Annotated in this window: 13 protein-coding genes; 7 read left to right on the top strand and 6 right to left on the bottom strand. The window is 54.4% G+C overall.

What is annotated here, in order from left to right:
• The first annotated feature begins 84 nt into the window (after positions 1–84).
• On the top strand, positions 85–1,548 hold the full coding sequence (gene bepA / locus BM373_RS00485; protein WP_090458205.1) for a beta-barrel assembly-enhancing protease: 1,464 nt from the start codon (positions 85–87) through the stop codon (positions 1,546–1,548).
• A 12-nt stretch (positions 1,549–1,560) separates the two neighbouring features.
• Positions 1,561–1,920 (top strand): arsenate reductase (glutaredoxin), encoded by a 360-nt coding sequence (gene arsC, locus BM373_RS00480; protein WP_090458203.1) that lies wholly within the window; start codon positions 1,561–1,563, stop codon positions 1,918–1,920.
• 113 nt (positions 1,921–2,033) lie between these two features.
• On the opposite strand, the gene BM373_RS00475 is transcribed toward arsC, so the two are convergent.
• The 3 genes from BM373_RS00475 to upp form a co-directional block, all read right to left on the bottom strand.
• Positions 2,034–2,735, bottom strand: a complete 702-nt coding sequence (locus tag BM373_RS00475; RefSeq protein WP_218159462.1) for a DnaA inactivator Hda — start codon at positions 2,733–2,735, stop codon at positions 2,034–2,036.
• Between the two features lie 95 nt (positions 2,736–2,830).
• Positions 2,831–4,120 carry a uracil permease gene (gene uraA / locus BM373_RS00470; protein WP_090458198.1) on the bottom strand — a complete coding sequence of 430 codons (1,290 nt, stop codon included), beginning with the start codon at positions 4,118–4,120 and terminating at the stop codon, positions 2,831–2,833.
• A 100-nt stretch (positions 4,121–4,220) separates the two neighbouring features.
• Positions 4,221–4,847: a uracil phosphoribosyltransferase gene (gene upp / locus BM373_RS00465; RefSeq protein ID WP_090458196.1), complete on the bottom strand. Its 627-nt coding sequence runs from the start codon at positions 4,845–4,847 to the stop codon at positions 4,221–4,223.
• 232 nt (positions 4,848–5,079) lie between these two features.
• Between upp and purM the strand changes: the two genes are divergently transcribed.
• The 4 genes from purM (at position 5,080) to ppx (ending at position 10,588) form a co-directional block, all read left to right on the top strand.
• Positions 5,080–6,117 carry a phosphoribosylformylglycinamidine cyclo-ligase gene (gene purM / locus BM373_RS00460; RefSeq protein WP_090459933.1) on the top strand — a complete coding sequence of 346 codons (1,038 nt, stop codon included), beginning with the start codon at positions 5,080–5,082 and terminating at the stop codon, positions 6,115–6,117.
• Entirely contained in the window at positions 6,114–6,755 is a 642-nt protein-coding gene (gene purN, locus BM373_RS00455) for a phosphoribosylglycinamide formyltransferase (protein ID WP_090458194.1), read from the top strand. The genes purM and purN overlap by 4 nt, the downstream gene beginning before the upstream one ends.
• A gap of 224 nt (positions 6,756–6,979) precedes the next feature.
• Positions 6,980–9,040 (top strand): polyphosphate kinase 1, encoded by a 2,061-nt coding sequence (gene ppk1 / locus BM373_RS00450; protein WP_090458192.1) that lies wholly within the window; start codon positions 6,980–6,982, stop codon positions 9,038–9,040.
• Between the two features lie 3 nt (positions 9,041–9,043).
• Entirely contained in the window at positions 9,044–10,588 is a 1,545-nt protein-coding gene (ppx, locus tag BM373_RS00445) for an exopolyphosphatase (RefSeq protein ID WP_090458191.1), read from the top strand.
• A gap of 24 nt (positions 10,589–10,612) precedes the next feature.
• Here ppx and BM373_RS00440 read toward each other — a convergent pair whose 3' ends face one another.
• Positions 10,613–12,856: a sensor domain-containing phosphodiesterase gene (locus BM373_RS00440; RefSeq protein WP_090458189.1), complete on the bottom strand. Its 2,244-nt coding sequence runs from the start codon at positions 12,854–12,856 to the stop codon at positions 10,613–10,615.
• 350 nt (positions 12,857–13,206) lie between these two features.
• On the opposite strand from BM373_RS00440, the gene BM373_RS00435 reads away from it, so the two are divergent.
• Entirely contained in the window at positions 13,207–13,398 is a 192-nt protein-coding gene (locus BM373_RS00435) for a YfgG family protein (RefSeq protein WP_090458186.1), read from the top strand.
• Between the two features lie 181 nt (positions 13,399–13,579).
• Here BM373_RS00435 and guaA read toward each other — a convergent pair whose 3' ends face one another.
• Positions 13,580–15,157 (bottom strand): glutamine-hydrolyzing GMP synthase, encoded by a 1,578-nt coding sequence (guaA, locus tag BM373_RS00430; RefSeq protein ID WP_090458184.1) that lies wholly within the window; start codon positions 15,155–15,157, stop codon positions 13,580–13,582.
• Between the two features lie 65 nt (positions 15,158–15,222).
• A complete protein-coding gene (gene guaB / locus BM373_RS00425) occupies positions 15,223–16,689 on the bottom strand; it encodes an IMP dehydrogenase (RefSeq protein ID WP_090458182.1) in 1,467 nt (488 codons plus the stop codon).
• Positions 16,690–16,845 lie beyond the last annotated feature (156 nt).

The following is a 16,845-nucleotide window of genomic DNA, read 5'->3' as shown; positions in this document are numbered from 1 at the left end:
TAAGATAATCGTCATGGTTATCGCGTGGAACAATACGCGGCGTAACCGGTCAAATTGTCACAACCCAGACACAGGATTGAGGTTATGTTCAGGCAGTTGAAAAAGACCCTGGTTGCCACACTTATCGCTGCGCTAACGATCGGTCAGACCGCACCGGCGTTTGCAGATTCCGCTGACACACTGCCGGATATGGGCACCTCCGCAGGAAGCACGCTGTCCATCGGCCAGGAAATGCAGATGGGCGATTTTTATGTTCGCCAGCTTCGCGGCAGTGCGCCGCTGATCAACGATCCGCTGCTGGTGCAGTACGTCAACTCTCTCGGCATGCGCCTTGTGTCGCACGCTAACTCGGTAAAGACCCCGTTCCATTTTTATCTGATCAACAACGACGAAATTAACGCCTTTGCCTTTTTTGGCGGGAACGTTGTGCTGCACTCGGCGCTGTTCCGCTACGCTGATAACGAAAGCCAGCTGGCTTCAGTGATGGCGCACGAAATTTCCCACGTTACTCAGCGCCATCTGGCCCGCGCAATGGAAGATCAGAAAAACAGCGCCCCACTCACCTGGGCGGGCGCGTTAGGTTCCATTTTACTGGCAATGGCCAGCCCGCAGGCAGGTATGGCTGCACTCACCGGGACACTCGCCGGAACGCGTCAGGGGATGATCAGCTTTACGCAGCAAAACGAACAGGAAGCTGACCGGATTGGCATTCAGGTATTGCAGCGCGCCGGATTCGATCCGCAGGCGATGCCGTCATTCCTTGAAAAATTGCTCGATCAGGCGCGCTACTCTTCCCGCCCGCCAGAGATTTTACTCACTCACCCCCTGCCGGAAAGCCGCCTCTCCGACGCCCGTAACCGCGCTAATCAGATGCGTCCGGTGGTGGTGCAGTCTTCGGAAGATTTTTACCTGGCCAAAGCCCGCACCCTGGGGATGTACAATTCCGGGCGTAATCAACTGACCAGCGATCTGTTAGACGCCTGGACCAAAGGTAACGTCCGCGAACAACATGCCGCGCAGTATGGACGTGCGCTTCAGGCGATGGAGGCGAATAAATACGCCGAGGCAAGCCGGGCGCTCGCGCCGCTGCTCAGCGCCGAGCCGGGTAATGCCTGGTATCTTGACCTTGCGACCGATATCGATCTGGGACAGAAAAAAGCGGGTGAGGCGATCAACCGCCTGAAAAATGCGCGTGAGCTTAAAACCAACCCGGTGCTCCAGCTAAACCTTGCCAATGCCTATTTGCAGGCTGGTCAGCCGAACGAAGCCGCCACGCTGCTGAATCGCTATACCTTTAGCAATAAAGATGACGTCAATGGCTGGGATCTGCTGGCGCAAGCCGAAGCTGCGCTGAACCATCGCGATCAAGAACTGGCCGCTCGCGCTGAAGGTCAGGCGCTGGCGGGACGACTCGATCAGGCGATTTCTCTGCTTGGCAGCGCCAGCTCGCAGGCGAAGCTCGGTAGTCAGCAACAGGCGCGTTACGATGCCCGTATCGATCAGCTACGCCAGATGCAGGAACGCTTCAAACCTTACACTAAGATGTAAAAAGGAATACTCATGTCAGAGGCTGTCAAAATCTATCATAACCCGCGCTGCTCCAAGAGCCGCGACACGCTGAGCCTGTTGAAATCCAACGGCATTGAACCGGAAGTGGTGCTGTATCTTGAGACGCCGCCGGACGCCGCCACGCTGCGTGAGCTGATGAGCCAGTTGGGATTTACCAGTGCGCGCGAGCTGATGCGCGATAAAGAGGATCTGTATAAAACGCTGAATCTGGCAGACAGCCACCTTAGCGAAGCGGAACTGATCAAGGCGATGGTGGAAAACCCGAAACTGATTGAACGTCCGATTGTGGTGTCAGGTGGCAAGGCGCGGATAGGCCGACCGCCGGAGAGCGTGCTGGAGATTGTGGGCTGAAATACGCTTTTCCCTCACCCCGGCCCTCTCCCTGAGGGAGAGGGGAAAAGGCCAGTCCGTGCTCGATCTGTCCCCTCTCCCCTGGGGAGAGGGCCGGGGTGAGGGGGAAAAACCTACAGCTTCAAAATCTCTTTCACAAACGGGATCGTCAATTTGCGCTGTGCGGTGATTGACGCATGATCCAACTGATCAAGCGTCATAAACAGCGTGCGCATTTCCCGATCCAGCCGCTTTAACAGAAAACGCCCCACGTCTTCCGGCAACTCAAATCCGCGCAGTCTGGCACGAAGTTGTAGCGCCTGAAGTTTATCTTCATCAGACAGCGGCTGAAGTTTATAAATCTGCCCCCAGTCCAGGCGCGATGCCAGATCCGGCAGGCCGAGATTAAGCTGGCGCGGCGGTCTGTCGCCCGTGATCAACAGGCGTGTTTTACCGGATTCCAGAATGCGGTTGTAGAGATCGAACATCGCCATCTCCCACAGCTCATCCCCGGCAATACACTCAATATTATCGATACACACCAGCGAAAGGTGTTCCATGCCGTCGAGCACTTCCGGGACAAACCAGGTGCGTTTGTCGAGCGGAACGTAACCGACTGCATCCCCGCGCGCGGAAAGCTCCGCACAGGCGGCATGCAGCAAATGACTGCGCCCCGCGCCTTCGCGTGACCAGAAATAGATATATCCGCTGTGATCCTGGCGCAGCACATTTTGCATGGCGGCCAGTAAAGAAGGGTTATCACCCGGCCAGAAACTCGCAAAGGTTTCGTCGTCAGGTAAATACAATGGCAGGGAAAGCTGCGCCGGTGTGTTCAGAGGTACCTCAACAGGGCTTACAGAAAACGCAGCGAGTTTACCATAAAATGTCGCTACGTTTGAACCGGGCATCACGCCCGGTTCAATTCGCGTGATTAATGCCCTTTCACGTCGCTTTCGTCAGCGTCCAGCACCACTTCTTCCGGGCGCAGTACGCTGATTAATTTGAAGATCAGCGCAAGGCCGATGCCCACGATGGTCGCCAGCGCCATGCCTTTCAGCTCCGCTGCGCCAATGTGCACTTTCGCGCCGCTCACGCCGATGATCAGGATCACCGAGGTCAGGATCAGGTTCTGCGCTTTGCTGTAATCCACTTTCGATTCGATCAGCACGCGGATACCGGATGCGCCGATAACTCCGTACAGCAGCAGCGAAACGCCGCCCATCACCGGGACCGGGATGATCTGGATCGCCGCCGCCAGCTTGCCGACGCAGGAGAGCAGAATGGCGATGATTGCCGCCCCGCCAATCACCCAGGTGCTGTACACGCGGGTGATCGCCATAACGCCGATGTTTTCACCGTAGGTGGTGTTCGGCGTGGAACCGAATAAACCGGAGATAATGGTCGAGAAACCGTTGGCGAACATGGAACGGTGCAGGCCAGGGTCGCGGATCAGATCGCGTTTCACGATATTCGCGGTGACGACCAGGTGGCCGACGTGTTCAGCAATGACCACCAGCGCCGCAGGCAGAATGGTGAAGATCGCAAACCACTCAAAGCGCGGCGTGTAGAAGGTCGGCAGCGCGAACCAGTGCGCCTGGGCAATCGGCGTGGTATCAACAACGCCCATCGCAAAGGAGAGCGCGTAACCCGCCAGCACGCCGATCAGGATTGGAATGATCGCCATAAAGCCGCGGAACAGCACCGAGCCAAACACCGTCACGGCGAGCGTGACCAGCGAGATGATGACCGTTTTGGAATCCGCCGATTGCCCTTCAGCAGGTAACAATCCGGCCATATTCGCCGCCACGCCCGCCAGTTCAAGACCGATAACGGCAACGATTGCGCCCATGGCCGCAGGCGGGAACATCACATCCAGCCAGCCGGTACCGGCTTTTTTAACGATAAAGGCCACGATGCAGAACAGCACACCGCACATGATGAAACCGCCGAGCGCAACCTCATACCCCAGAGGCAACAGTAGAAGAACCGGTGAAATAAAGGCAAAACTTGAACCCAGATACGCCGGGATTTTACCTTTACAAATAAAGAGATAGAGCAGCGTCCCGATACCATTGAACAACAGCACGGTGGCCGGGTTAATGTGAAACAGGATTGGCACCAGCACGGTTGCGCCAAACATAGCGAACAGGTGCTGCAAACTAAGCGGGATTGTCTGTAAAAGCGGCGGTCTTTCACTCACCCCGATAGCACGGCGCGTCATAGTGTTTTCCTCTGAGTTGGTGTTGTGTTTTGTCTTCGAACAGCGTCTTTTATTCAAAAAAAAGCCGACTATCAAAGTCGGCTCTTTTTCATTTATTCACTTACTTAGTACCAAAAATCTTATCGCCGGCATCGCCGAGCCCCGGAATAATGTATCCGTGCTCGTTAAGGCCCTGGTCTACGGAAGCGGTGTAGAGCTCCACATCCGGGTGCGCTTTCTCCAGTGCAGCCAGCCCTTCCGGGGCGGCGACCAGTACCAGCACTTTGATGCTTGAACAGCCCGCTTTTTTCAGCAGGTCGATGGTGGCGATCATAGAGCCGCCGGTTGCCAGCATCGGGTCAACCACCAGCGCCATGCGCTCGTCGATGTTAGAAACCAGTTTCTGGAAGTAAGGGACCGGCTCCAGCGTTTCTTCATCGCGGTAGATACCCACGACGCTGATACGTGCGCTCGGTACGTGCTCCAGTACCCCTTCCATCATGCCCAGGCCTGCACGCAGGATAGGCACCACGGTAATTTTCTTACCTTTGATTTGCTCAACCTGAACCGGGCCGTTCCAGCCTTCGATGGTCACCGTTTCAGTTTGCAGATCGGAGGTCGCTTCATAGGTCAGCAGGCTGCCTACTTCCGAGGCGAGTTCACGAAAGCGTTTGGTGCTGATGTCGTTCTCTCGCATCAGACCCAGCTTGTGTTTGACGAGTGGGTGTTTTACTTCCACGATCTTCATACTCTTCTCCTTCCCCAGACAGTTGGCAGCCACAAAAAAATCGCCGGATTATACCGCTTTTTTTCCGTTGCGCTACAGGTACGGCGTTGATCCGGATCAATCAGACTGGAAAAGAGTATATCGCAAGAATCCTGGCGGGCCGCGAATAATGGACTCGCAAACGTTTGCCTGGGCTGTTAGAATTGCGCCGAATTTTATTTCTACCGCAAGCAAACGCGTGGGGACTCAAGCAGTGACCGATAAAACCTCTCTCAGCTACAAAGATGCCGGTGTTGATATTGACGCGGGTAATGCTCTGGTTGACCGAATCAAAGGCGTGGTGAAGAAAACCCGCCGCCCTGAAGTGATGGGTGGCCTGGGTGGCTTCGGCGCGCTGTGCGCATTGCCGCAAAAATATCGTGAGCCAGTGTTGGTTTCCGGCACTGATGGCGTGGGCACCAAACTGCGTCTGGCGATGGATCTGAAGCGTCACGACGCCATCGGCATCGATCTGGTCGCGATGTGTGTGAACGATCTGGTGGTTCAGGGCGCTGAACCGCTGTTTTTCCTCGACTATTATGCGACCGGCAAACTGGACGTGGACACTGCCGCCAGTGTGATCACCGGTATCGCTGAAGGCTGCCTGCAATCCGGCTGCGCTCTGGTCGGTGGCGAAACGGCAGAAATGCCCGGCATGTACCACGGCGAAGATTACGACGTGGCCGGTTTCTGCGTGGGCGTGGTAGAAAAGTCAGAAATCATCGATGGCTCAAAAGTCGCTGATGGCGATGTGCTGATTGCGCTGGGTTCCAGCGGCCCGCACTCTAACGGTTATTCGCTGGTACGTAAAATTGTGGAAGTGAGCGGTTGCAACCCGGAAACCACCGATCTGGACGGCAAACCGCTGGCCGATCACCTGCTTGCCCCTACCCGCATTTATGTGAAAAACATTCTGGAACTGATTGCGAATGTGGACGTGCACGCTATCGCTCACCTGACCGGCGGCGGCTTCTGGGAAAACATCCCGCGCGTACTACCGGATAACACCCAGGCGGTGATCGACGAGTCCTCCTGGCAGTGGCCGTCCGTGTTTAGCTGGCTGCAAAACGCCGGTAACGTCAGCCGCCATGAAATGTACCGCACCTTTAACTGCGGCGTGGGGATGGTCATTGCCCTGCCTGCGGCTGAAGCCGATAAAGCGGTTGAATTCATGACCGCCCGCGGAGAAAAAGCGTGGAAAATCGGTGTCATCAAAGCCTCTGATTCCGATGAGCGTGTGGTCATTCAATGAAAAATATCGTGGTGCTGATTTCCGGTAACGGAAGCAATTTGCAGGCAATTATCGACGCCTGCAAACAAAAAAAAATTAACGCCACGATCCGTGCGGTATTCAGCAATAAGGCCGACGTGTTCGGCCTTGAACGCGCCCGCGACGCCGGTATTCCCGCCCACACGCTTCTGGCTTCGCAGTTTGCCAGCCGTGAAGCGTTTGACCGCGAACTGATGCAGGAAATCGACGCCTATGCACCGGATGTGGTGGTGCTGGCGGGTTACATGCGCATTCTCAGCCCTGAATTTGTTGCGCACTATGACGGGCGACTGCTGAACATCCACCCTTCCCTGCTGCCGAAATATCCGGGTCTGAATACCCACCGTCAGGCGCTGGAAAACGGCGATACCGAACACGGTACTTCGGTGCATTTTGTCACCGATGAACTCGATGGCGGCCCGGTGATTTTACAGGCCACGGTGCCGGTATTCGAAGGTGACAGTGAAGAGGACATTACCGCCCGCGTGCAGTCGCAGGAACATGCGATTTACCCGCTGGTGGTGAGCTGGTTTGTTGAAGGGCGGCTGGCGATGCGCGATAACAGCGCGTGGCTGGACGGTGTCAAACTTCCGCCTCAGGGTCATGCCTGCGACGAATAATCGCACCTCTGTCAGGTCATTCCGGTGCTGCCGGGGTGACCTTTCTTCTTTTCACGCCCTGTAATTGTCAACAAAATCACACACCTTTGTCATTTGCGCGCCGTATGGATCGGATAACTGTCATACTTTTCTGGCACAGTTGGACAAGCTGTGGCAAAGCTCGCCATAATAAAGGCTGAGACGGATTTGCCACGTACCGTGATTGAACCGGAGTGTGAGTTGTAATGGGTCAGGAAAAGCTATACATCGAGAAAGAACTGAGCTGGTTAGCATTTAACGAACGCGTTCTTCAGGAAGCGGCGGATAAAGCCAACCCGCTGATTGAACGTATGCGTTTTTTAGGCATTTATTCGAATAACCTGGATGAGTTCTACAAGGTGCGCTTTGCGGAACTCAAACGCCGGATCATCATCAGTGAAGAACAGGGGTCGAACGCCCATTCACGTCATTTACTCGGTAAGATCCAGGCCCGCGTGCTGAAAGCCGATCAGGAATTTGACGGCCTTTATAATGAGCTGCTGCTCGAAATGGCGCGTAATCAGATCTTCCTGATCAACGAACGCCAGCTTTCCGTTAACCAGCAGGGCTGGCTGCGGAACTACTTCAAACATTACCTGCGCCAGCACATCACGCCGATCCTGATTAACCGCGAAACCGACCTGGTGCAGTTCCTGAAAGATGATTACACCTACCTGGCGGTTGAAATTATTCGTGGCGATACCATCCGCTATGCGCTGCTGGAAATCCCATCCGATAAAGTGCCGCGATTCGTCAATCTGCCGCCGGAAGCGCCGCGCCGCCGTAAGCCAATGATTCTGCTCGATAACATTCTGCGCTACTGCCTGGATGATATCTTTAAAGGCTTCTTCGACTACGACGCGCTCAACGCCTACTCGATGAAAATGACCCGTGACGCCGAGTACGATCTGGTGCATGAGATGGAATCGAGCCTGATGGAGCTGATGTCATCGAGCCTGAAACAGCGCCTGACCGCCGAGCCGGTGCGCTTTGTTTATCAGCGCGATATGCCCGATGCCATGGTCGAAATGCTGCGCGAGAAACTGACCATTTCGCGCTATGACTCCATCGTTCCCGGCGGGCGCTATCACAACTTTAAAGACTTTATTGGCTTCCCGAATGTCGGCAAAGCCAATCTGGTGAACAAGCCGCTGCCGCGTCTGCGTCATCTCTGGTTCGATAAATTCCGTAACGGCTTTGACGCCATTCGTGAACGCGACGTGCTGCTGTACTATCCGTACCATACCTTTGAGCACGTGCTGGAACTGCTGCGCCAGGCGTCGTTCGATCCGAGCGTGCTGGCCATTAAAATCAATATTTACCGCGTGGCGAAAGACTCGCGTATTATTGACGCGATGATCCACGCCGCGCACAACGCCAAAAAAGTGACCGTGGTAGTAGAGCTTCAGGCGCGCTTTGACGAAGAAGCTAACATCCACTGGGCACGGCGACTGACTGAAGCCGGCGTGCATGTGATCTTCTCCGCGCCCGGCCTTAAAATTCACGCCAAACTGTTCCTTATCTCACGCAAAGAAGGCGATGAGGTGGTGCGTTATGCCCATATCGGCACCGGTAACTTCAACGAGAAAACGGCACGGTTATATACCGACTACTCGCTGCTGACCGCTGACGCGCGCATTACCAATGAAGTGCGTCGGGTGTTTAACTTTATCGAGAACCCGTATCGTCCGGTCAGCTTCGACTATCTGCTGGTGTCGCCGCAAAACTCGCGTCGCCTGCTGTATGATATGATCGACCGCGAGATTGCCAACGCACAGAAAAAACAGCCGTCCGGGATCACGCTGAAGCTCAATAACCTGGTCGATAAAGGGCTGGTTGACCGGCTGTATGCCGCCTCAGGCTCTGGCGTACCGGTGAATTTACTGGTGCGTGGGATGTGTTCTTTAATCCCGCAACTGGAAGGGTTGAGCGACAATATCCGGGTGATCAGCATCGTAGACCGCTATCTGGAACACGATCGGGTCTATATTTTTGAGAACGGCGGTGACAAGCAGGTCTACCTTTCTTCCGCAGACTGGATGACACGTAACATCGATTATCGTATTGAAGTGGCGACTCCGCTGTTGGATCCCCGCCTGAAGCAACAAATTCTGACTATCGTTGATCTACAGCTTAACGATACGGTGAAAGCCCGGTATATCGACAAAGAACTGAGTAATCGCTATGTACCGCGAGGAAACCGCCGTAAGGTGCGCTCGCAACTGGCGATTTACGATTACATTAAATCACTCGAACAACCAGACTAATCTATGCCTATAAATGAAACCATCCCACGGCCACAGGAATTTGCGGCGGTCGACCTGGGTTCGAACAGTTTCCATATGGTCATTGCCCGTGTAGTAGATGGCGCAATGCAAATCATCGGCCGCCTGAAGCAGCGCGTTCATCTGGCCGATGGGCTGGATGAGAATAACAGACTCAGTGAAGAGGCGATGGAGCGCGGACTTAGCTGCCTCGCGCTGTTTGCTGAGCGTTTGCAGGGCTTCGCGCCGTCCAGCGTTTGCATTGTGGGGACGCACACGTTACGTCAGGCGCTTAACGCATCTGAGTTCTTAAAACGTGCCGAGCAGGTTATCCCCTACCCGATTGAAATCATCTCCGGTAATGAAGAAGCGCGTCTGATTTTTATGGGCGTTGAGCACACGCAACCGGAAAAAGGCCGCAAGCTGGTGATTGATATCGGCGGTGGCTCGACGGAACTGGTGATCGGTGAAGATTTTGAACCGAAGCTGGTGGAAAGCCGCCGTATGGGCTGCGTGAGTTTTGCCCAGCTTTATTTCCCCGGCCGCACCATCAACCGGGAAAATTTCCAGCGCGCGCGCATTGCAGCGGTGCAAAAACTGGAAAGCCTCGCCTGGCAGTACCGCATTCAGGGCTGGAACGTGGCGCTGGGCGCGTCGGGCACCATCAAAGCGGCGCATGAGGTGCTGCTGGCGATGGGCGAGAAAGACGGTTTCATCACGCCTGAACGTCTGGACCTGCTGGTGGAAGAGGTGCTGAAGTGTAAAAGCTTTGATTCGCTCAGCCTGCCGGGGCTGTCAGAGGAGCGCAAAGCGGTCTTTGTTCCAGGCCTCGCCATTCTCTGCGGCGTGTTTGATGCGCTGGCGATCCGCGAACTGCGACTTTCCGACGGGGCGCTGCGCGAAGGCGTGCTGTATGAAATGGAAGGCCGTTTCCGCCATCAGGACATTCGCAGCCGCACGGCGCAAAGTCTGGCAAATCAGTACAACATCGACCGGGAACAGGCAAAGCGCGTTCTGGAAACCACCACGCTGATGTACGAACAGTGGCTGGCGCAAAACCCGAAACTCGATAACCCGCAACTTGCCGCGTTACTGAAATGGTCAGCGATGCTGCATGAAGTCGGTCTGAACATTAATCACAGCGGGATGCATCGCCACTCGGCCTATATCCTGCAACACAGCGATCTGCCTGGTTTTAATCAGGAACAGCAGATGATGATGGCGACGCTGGTTCGCTACCACCGTAAGGGCATTAAGATTGACGATTTGCCCCGCTTCACGCTGTTCAAGAAAAAGCATTTCCTGCCGTTAATTCAGCTTTTGCGCCTCGGCGTACTGCTCAATAACCAGCGTCAGGCGACCACGACCCCACCGCTTCTGCGTCTGACAACGGACGATAATCACTGGACGCTGTGCTTCCCGCACGACTGGTTTAGCCAGAATGCGCTGGTGCTGTTCGATCTGGAAAAAGAGCAGGAATACTGGCAGGCAGTGACCGGCTGGGCGCTCAAAATCGAAGAAGATCAATCGCCGAACACGGTGGCGGCTTAAGTCACCACCCTGTTCGCTTCCTGTTCAGGCGGTTTGCGGCAGCGCCTGAACAGGGGTTACCAGATTAGCCAGCGGTTCGGGCTTACCAATTAAATAGCCCTGTAAGTAATCAATACCCAGCGCGCACGCCGCGCTGCGTATCTCTTCACTCTCCACATATTCCGCCACCACCTGCATTTTTTTCATCCGCGCCAGATGGCAAATAGAGGCCACAATCTGATAGTCCAGGCTGTTGGAGGTGATATTGCGGACGAAGCTGCCATCGATTTTTAAAATATCGGCGTTGACGTTTTTCAGCCGTGCGTAGCTGGCATAACCCGTACCAAAATCATCGATTGCCACCCGGCAGCCCATATTCTGTAACTGGCCGAGCGTCTGATTCGCCTGCTCAATGTTGGTTAACGAGTTGCTCTCGGTCACCTCAAAAATTAATTGCCAGGCTTCAATATTATAGATTTTCAGCAGGCGGCTGATTTCCATCGAAAACTGCGCGCGGCAGACCGAGGACGGAGACAGGTTGACGGAAAATCGCTGGCCTGGCAGCGCTTCCCGGTGGGCATCCATAAATTGCAGCGTGTTTTCAATGACCCAGCTGTCGATGCGTGACGATAGCCCTAAATCGTGCGCCACCGGCAGGAAGCTGTCCGGGCCAATCAGTTCGCCATTATCACCCATCATCCGCAGCAATATTTCATGGTAATGATCGCCGCGAACGCCAGCGATAGGCTGGGCCATCAGAGTGAAACGATTTTCTTCCAGCGCCTGTTGCAGCCTGTTCATCATTTCAACTTTATCTTTCAGCCCGCGCTGCAAATTAGCCGCCCCACGATGTTGCAGGATTTCCGGATGATTGGTTGCCAGCGACAGATCGGCGACGGTACTGAGCTCGCCCAGCAGCAGATAGAGATGCGCCACCGGCGATCGCACGTAGCAGTAACTGATCCCCACCTGTGGCTGCAGCGGCATCCCGTCCCAGACAAAGCGGAATTTTTTCACGTGTTTGTCCAGCTCCTGAATGCGGCTTTCGTGCGACTCCGTATTCATGCGGATCACCAGATCGTGGCCGGAAAGGTGGTAGGCGCATTCGTCTTCCTGCAGGCAACGACCCAGCCACTCGGAGAGTTTTTGTTTGTACTGGATCCGCAGCATAACGCCATAGTTGCGCCCTAACAGTTCTAACTCCGGGACACGCAAAAAGCAGATCACCGACCAGGGCGTACGGGTTAACGCCCGGCTCAGCGCCCGCAGATTGGGCATATGTAACACGGGGTCGAGACAGGCAAGCTGGCGCGCGCGCACATGGATCCGGCGCTGGCAGGTCGCCAGCATCGACATATAGGCAATAATAAAGGAGAAGACCAGATAGCTTGACGAGGTTATCGCCAGTTGAATGTCGTAACCCTGGTTAACCGGCAAATAGCAGTAATGAAAGTGAATTGCGACAATCAGCAGCGGCGTCCAGATCAGCGAAATAAAGCGATAGCCGTAACGCATCGATCCCCAGAGCATCACTGGCATTAATAACGACAACGTATAATTGGTGCTAAAAATCGTGCCGCTTTCACTGCCTGGCATCAACAGCAAACCCAGGCACAACGCAAGAATACTCAGCCAGGCAATCACTTCAGGCCGTGTGACTTTGGGATCAAATTCTGCCCGCATCTGCGAAATAAAACTCATCAAATAGCGGGGATGGCGAATCAGGCGGATGAGCAGGTAGCACAGCGGCGTACCGGTCAGGCAACCCACCAGCAGCGCCTGAAAGTTAATGAGCGTGCGAATACTTAGTGGACCCACGCCCGCCAGCGTGTAGTAATTATCGTAAAGTCCCAGGTAGGTGGCGACCTGAAAGATCATCAGAAATACGGTAGCCGGGCAAATGACCTGCCAGAAAATACGTTGCCCCATCAGACGCTCGCTGCCATAAGCGACCATATGCCGCCGCAATACAAAGACGCGATAGCCTCCCCAGCTCAGGATAGTCGGCACCAAATAGTGCGCGGTCTTTTCCAGGGTTTCAATTGCCCCTGAGGCTGCGTAGTAATGATGGAAGAGAGCGAGAACAATACCAGGCAGTGCGGCCCAGCCGAAGAAAAGCATAAGGCTGATAAAAAACGCCAGCGACAGATAATATAAAATAACCCCACCACCCGCCGCGGTCGTTGCTGTATTAGCAAGGCTAATAATTGGCAATAGCAGAACAGGCAGTATGAGGGGAAGCGCCCACCATTTATCTTTATGTTGCTGATATATATTTAGAAAATTCATAGATGCTCAACGGAAAACCCGACGTCCTGAAGGGGTGTTTCAGGCAGGTATCCAACCCGACTGTCTAAGTCACGGAAGCAGAGCACCGTGAAGTGTGGGAGGATTTTATTTATGTATAACGAGCGACGATTGATCCGAATCAAAAAGCACCAACAGTTTACGCAATAATTATCTCTTTTTTTACTTATTTCTGAATTAAATCAGCGGGGTGAATATTAAATAATATTTATATTAGCTTTATAAATGTTTACTTTGACGCAGTTTTACATTATGCAGAATTGACCCGTATTAAAGTCTGTGTCTTAATATTGTACCGCCCGTTAAACCGGGTATACCGTTAAGGACCCTTTGTGCGTCAGGCAACCACTATGCGAAAACGACATCGATTTGACAGTCGCATGACCCGTATCGTACTTCTCATCAGCTTTTTCTTTTTCTTCGGCCGCTTCGTCTATTCCTCTATTGGTGCCTGGTATCATCACCAGGATAAAGTCCAGTCTCAACAGATCAGCCAGACTATCGACCCCACCGCACAACGCTAAGACTTTACCCCGTATTAATGACGCGCATTTTTTGCGTGGGCTTTGACTCGCCTTACAGTCGCATGATGCCTGTGACCAGGATCCACACGTCAGGGCCTGGCCTAAAAAGCCAAAAGCCCGCAGTTACGCGGGCTTAGAGGTACTTACTGATTTTACATTCAGGCTGTTGCCAGACGCTAAATCATTCCCACTCGATCGTCGCAGGCGGTTTGCCGCTGATGTCATACACTACGCGGGAGATACCATTCACTTCGTTGATGATTCGGTTGGATACGCGGCCCAGGAAGTCATACGGCAGGTGCGCCCAGTGTGCGGTCATAAAGTCGATAGTTTCGACCGCACGCAGTGAGACAACCCAGTCGTATTTACGGCCATCGCCCATCACGCCAACGGAACGCACCGGTAGGAACACAGTGAAAGCCTGGCTAACTTTGTTGTAGAGATCGGCTTTATGCAGTTCTTCAATAAAGATAGCGTCAGCACGACGCAACAGGTCGCAGTACTCTTTCTTCACTTCGCCCAGTACGCGCACGCCCAGACCCGGACCCGGGAACGGATGACGGTACAGCATGTCGTACGGCAGGCCCAGTTCCAGACCAATCTTGCGCACTTCGTCTTTGAACAGCTCACGCAGCGGCTCGACCAGACCCATCTTCATCTCTTTCGGCAGGCCGCCCACGTTGTGGTGAGACTTGATGACGTGTGCTTTACCGGTAGCAGATGCCGCAGATTCGATCACATCCGGGTAAATCGTCCCCTGCGCCAGCCATTTCACATCTTCCAGTTTCAGCGCTTCTTCATCGAACACTTCAACAAAGACGCGACCGATGATTTTACGCTTCGCTTCCGGATCGTTCTCACCAGCTAATGCATCCAGGAAACGTTTTTCCCCTTCAACGTGAATGATGTTCAGACCGAAATGGTCACCGAACATATCCATTACCTGCGCCGCTTCATTCAGGCGTAGCAAGCCGTTGTCGACGAATACGCAGGTGAGGTTTTTGCCGATGGCGCGGTGCAGCAGCATCGCGGTCACGGATGAGTCAACGCCACCGGACAGGCCGAGGATCACCTTGTCATTACCCACCTGCTCACGCAGGCGCACAATCGCGTCTTCAATGATTTTTGCCGGCGTCCACAGCGCTTCACATTCGCAGATATCGCGAACAAAGCGTTCCAGCATACGCTGGCCCTGACGGGTGTGGGTCACTTCCGGGTGGAACTGCACGCCGTAGAAGCGTTTTTCTTCGTTGGCCATAATAGCAAACGGGCAGGTTTCGGTGCTGGCGACGGTGACAAAGTCAGACGGGATGGCAGTGACTTTATCGCCATGGCTCATCCAGACATCCAGCAGCGGGTTGCCTTCGGCACTCAGCGAATCTTCAATACCGCGAACCAGCGCGCTGCTGGTTTTGACTTCAACCTGAGCGTAACCGAATTCACGCTCGTTCGAGCCTTCTACGTGACCGCCAAGCTGCATTGCCATGGTCTGCATGCCGTAGCAAACGCCCAGTACCGGCACACCGGCATCAAAGACATACTGCGGCGCGCGCGGGCTGTTGTGCTCAGTGGTGCTTTCCGGGCCGCCGGACAGGATGATCCCGCTCGGGTTGAACTCACGGATTTGTGCTTCAGTCACATCCCAGGCCCACAGCTCACAGTAAACACCCAGCTCACGTACGCGGCGGGCGACAAGCTGAGTATATTGCGAACCGAAGTCCAGGATCAGGATGCGATGTTTATGAATATTGTCGGTCATTGACGGTCATTCCGAGGCAAATAGCAATTAAACTAAAACGCCCGGCCGGAGCCGGGCGATGAAAATCAGGAGCCCATACGGTAGTTCGGCGACTCTTTAGTAATGGTCACATCGTGAACGTGACTTTCCTGAATGCCAGCACCGCTGATGCGGACGAATTCTGCTTTAGTTCGCAGCGCGTCGATAGTAGCACAGCCGGTCAGACCCATACAGGAGCGCAGGCCGCCCATTTGCTGGTGGATAATCTCTTTCAGATAGCCTTTATACGCCACGCGGCCTTCGATGCCTTCTGGCACCAGTTTGTCGGCAGCGTTATCGGTCTGGAAGTAGCGATCGGAGGAGCCTTTGGACATCGCGCCCAGAGAACCCATGCCGCGATAAGATTTGTAAGAACGGCCCTGGAAGAGTTCGATTTCGCCCGGGGATTCTTCCGTCCCTGCCAGCATAGAGCCGACCATCACCACGCTTGCGCCTGCGGCGATGGCTTTGGCAATATCGCCCGAGAAGCGGATACCACCGTCTGCGATAACCGGAATACCTGTGCCTTCCAGCGCTTCAACCGCGTCAGAAACGGCGGTGATCTGCGGAACGCCCACGCCAGTCACGATACGGGTAGTACAGATTGAGCCAGGGCCGATACCGACTTTCACTGCGCTCACACCCGCTTCCATCAGGGCACGTGCACCCGCACCGGTGGCCACGTTGCCGCCGATGATTTGCAGATCCGGGTATTTAGCGCGAGTTTCACGAATGCGTTGCAGCACGCCTTCGGAGTGACCGTGGGAGGAGTCGATCAGCAGCACGTCAACGCCGGCGGCAACCAGCGCATCCACGCGCTCTTCGTTACCCGCGCCCGCGCCAACTGCGGCACCGACACGCAGACGGCCATGCTCGTCTTTACATGCCTGCGGCTTACGTTCAGCTTTCTGAAAATCTTTTACGGTGATCATGCCGAGCAGATGGAAGTTCGCGTCCACGACCAGCGCTTTTTCAACGCGTTTTTCGTGCATTTTGGCAAACACGGCGTCGCGGGCTTCGCCTTCACGCACGGTGACCAGACGCTCTTTCGGCGTCATATAGACGCTGACTGGCTGGCTCAGATCGGTCACAAAACGCACGTCACGACCGGTGATGATGCCAACCAGTTCGTTATCAGAAGTGACTACCGGGTAACCGGCAAAACCGTTGCGTTCCGTCAGTTCTTTGACTTCGCGCAGCGTCGTCGTTGGCAGCACGGTCTGCGGGTCAGTGACCACACCGGATTCGTGTTTTTTAACGCGGCGGACTTCTTCAGCCTGGCGTTCAATAGACATGTTTTTGTGAATAAAACCAATGCCACCCTCCTGTGCCAGAGCAATCGCCAGGCGCGCTTCCGTCACAGTGTCCATCGCTGCGGAGAGCATAGGAATATTCAGGCGAATGGTTTTCGTCAGTTGGGTGCTGAGATCGGCGGTATTCGGCAGAACGGTGGAGTGTGCGGGAACAAGGAGAACGTCGTCAAACGTCAGGGCTTCTTTAGCGATACGTAGCATGGGCAATATCTCTGACCGGGTGGTTAAATATTGCCGTGGCATTATACAGAGCGTAATCGGTTGCATCTACACTTTTTTCAGAAAAATAGTTGCGTTCACCTCACTTCGGGTTACTATCGATTGAATAACCCGCTGATTTAAAATTTGATCCAGCTC

It is taken from the genome of Enterobacter sp. kpr-6, assembly GCF_900116015.1.
Taxonomy (GTDB): Bacteria; Pseudomonadota; Gammaproteobacteria; order Enterobacterales; family Enterobacteriaceae; genus Enterobacter_D.
This window is presented reverse-complemented; position numbering and strand designations above follow the sequence as displayed.

Coding starts and splice junctions, on each gene's coding strand:
- guaA (WP_090458184.1), bottom strand. CDS start 15,157: ATGACCGACAATATTCATAAACATCGCATCCTGATCCTGGACTTCGGT.
- upp (WP_090458196.1), bottom strand. CDS start 4,847: ATGAAGATCGTGGAAGTAAAACACCCACTCGTCAAACACAAGCTGGGT.
- ppx (WP_090458191.1), top strand. CDS start 9,044: ATGCCTATAAATGAAACCATCCCACGGCCACAGGAATTTGCGGCGGTC.
- ppk1 (WP_090458192.1), top strand. CDS start 6,980: ATGGGTCAGGAAAAGCTATACATCGAGAAAGAACTGAGCTGGTTAGCA.
- BM373_RS00440 (WP_090458189.1), bottom strand. CDS start 12,856: ATGAATTTTCTAAATATATATCAGCAACATAAAGATAAATGGTGGGCG.
- arsC (WP_090458203.1), top strand. CDS start 1,561: ATGTCAGAGGCTGTCAAAATCTATCATAACCCGCGCTGCTCCAAGAGC.
- uraA (WP_090458198.1), bottom strand. CDS start 4,120: ATGACGCGCCGTGCTATCGGGGTGAGTGAAAGACCGCCGCTTTTACAG.
- guaB (WP_090458182.1), bottom strand. CDS start 16,689: ATGCTACGTATCGCTAAAGAAGCCCTGACGTTTGACGACGTTCTCCTT.
- purN (WP_090458194.1), top strand. CDS start 6,114: ATGAAAAATATCGTGGTGCTGATTTCCGGTAACGGAAGCAATTTGCAG.
- bepA (WP_090458205.1), top strand. CDS start 85: ATGTTCAGGCAGTTGAAAAAGACCCTGGTTGCCACACTTATCGCTGCG.